This window comes from Rhizobacter sp. P2_H2 (genome assembly GCF_056403375.1).
Window position 1 is genome coordinate 1 of sequence record NZ_JBFUFP010001034.1, and the last position, 1,910, is coordinate 1,910.

Sequence of the window (1,910 nt, forward strand, 5' to 3'; positions counted from 1 at the left end):
CGCTCGGCATGGTGCTGATGCAGCTGTTCTCGGTGCAGCTCGGCTGGCTGCCGACGGTCGGCGCCGACAGCTGGCGGCACTACATCCTGCCGTCGCTGACGCTCGGCGCCGGCGTGGCCGCGGTGATGGCGCGCTTCACGCGCAGTTCGTTCATCGACATCCTGAAGGAAGACTATGTGCGCACCGCGCGCGCCAAAGGCCTGGGCGAGCTGCCGGTGGTGTTCAAGCACGGGCTGCGCAATGCGCTGATCCCGGTCGTCACGATGATGGGCCTGCAGTTCGGGTTCCTGCTGGGCGGCTCGATCGTCGTCGAGGTCGTCTTCAACTGGCCCGGCATGGGCCGGCTGCTGGTCGACGCGGTCGAGATGCGCGACTACCCGCTGATCCAGGCGCTGGTGCTGCTGTTCTCGCTCGAGTTCATCCTGATCAACCTGCTGGTGGATGTGCTGTACGCCGTCATCAACCCGACCATCCGCTTCCAGTGAACACACCCTCTACCGCTCCCACGACGGCCGTGCGCACGCCGGCCTCCGAGTTCTGGCGCAAGTTCAAGCGCCAGCGCGTCGCGCTGGTGGCCGGCGCGTTCGTGCTGCTGCTGGTGGCGGTGGCGGCGTTCGCGCCGTGGCTGGTGCCGTTCGATGCGGAGAACTTCTTCGACTACGACGCGCTGAACACCCCGCCGTCGGCCAGGCACTGGTTCGGAGTCGATTCGCTCGGGCGCGACATCTTCAGCCGCATCCTGATGGGTGCGCGCATCTCGCTGGCGGCCGGCTTCATCTCGGTGGCGGTGGGCGCGGTGATCGGCACGCTGCTCGGGCTGCTGGCCGGCTACTACCAGGGCTGGTGGGACCGCATCGTGATGCGCATGGCCGACGTGCTGTTCGCGTTCCCCGGCATCCTGCTGGCGATCGGCATCGTCGCGATCCTCGGCAACGGCATGGTCAACGTGATCCTCGCGGTCGCGGTGTTCAGCGTGCCGGCCTTCGCGCGGCTGGTGCGCGGCAACGTGCTGTCGCTGAAGCACCAGACCTACATCGAGGCGGTGCGCTCGATCGGCGCCTCGGACACCGTGATCATGCTGCGCCACCTGCTGCCCGGCACGGTGGCCTCGGTGGTGGTGTACCTGACGATGCGCATCGGCACCTCGATCATCACCGCGGCCAGCCTGTCCTTCCTCGGGCTCGGTGCGCAGCCGCCGACGCCGGAGTGGGGCGCGATGCTGAACGAAGCGCGTGCCGACATGTTGAACGCGCCGCACGTCGCGCTGTTCCCGAGCCTCGCGATCTTCGTCACGGTGCTGGCGTTCAACCTGCTGGGCGACGGCCTGCGCGACGCGCTGGACCCGAAGCTGGACAAGTTCTGATGGAGCTCTCGGCGCTCGGCGCACCGCGCGTGGGCGTGCTGCTCGCGGGAGCGCTGGATGCGATCACCGATGTGCCGGGCGTCGCGCTCGGCCATTGCACGCTGGCCGACGGCGCGACGCAGACCGGCGCCACCGTGCTGCTGCCGCAGCCGGGCAACCTCTTCCTGCACAAGCTGCCGGCCGGGCTGGCGGTGATCAACGGCTTCGGCAAGAGCCTCGGGCTGATGCAGGTGCAGGAGCTCGGCACGCTCGAATCGCCGATCGCGCTGGTCAGCACGCTGGCGGTCGGCACCGCGGCGACGGCGCTGGTGCGCGATGGGCTGGCGCAGAACCCGGAGCTCGCGCGCAGCCTGCCGACGCTGAACCCGCTGGTGTTCGAGTGCAACGACGGGTGGCTGAACGATGCGCGCGCGCTGGCCTTGCAGGAATCGCATGTGGCGCAGGCGCTGGCGGTCGCGCGCGAAGGGCCGGGGAGTGTTGCGCAGGGCAGCGTGGGCGCAGGGCGCGGCATGTCGTGCCATGGCTTGAAGGGCGGCATCGGCAGTGC

The 1,910-nt window shown here is 69.3% G+C and carries 3 protein-coding genes; all 3 read left to right on the forward strand.

The genetic code is table 11. The annotated features are described in order from the left end of the window. The coding region (locus AC1D15_RS29680) for an ABC transporter permease subunit (RefSeq protein ID WP_477828846.1) at positions 1–485 on the forward strand (485 nt) is incomplete at its 5' end. After that, entirely contained in the window at positions 482–1,363 is an 882-nt protein-coding gene (gene gsiD, locus AC1D15_RS29685; protein WP_465112413.1) for a glutathione ABC transporter permease GsiD, read from the forward strand. The genes AC1D15_RS29680 and gsiD, both read left to right, overlap by 4 nt. Further along, a partial coding sequence (locus AC1D15_RS29690) for a P1 family peptidase (RefSeq protein ID WP_477828847.1) occupies positions 1,363–1,910 on the forward strand: 548 nt, incomplete at its 3' end. The genes gsiD and AC1D15_RS29690, both read left to right, overlap by 1 nt.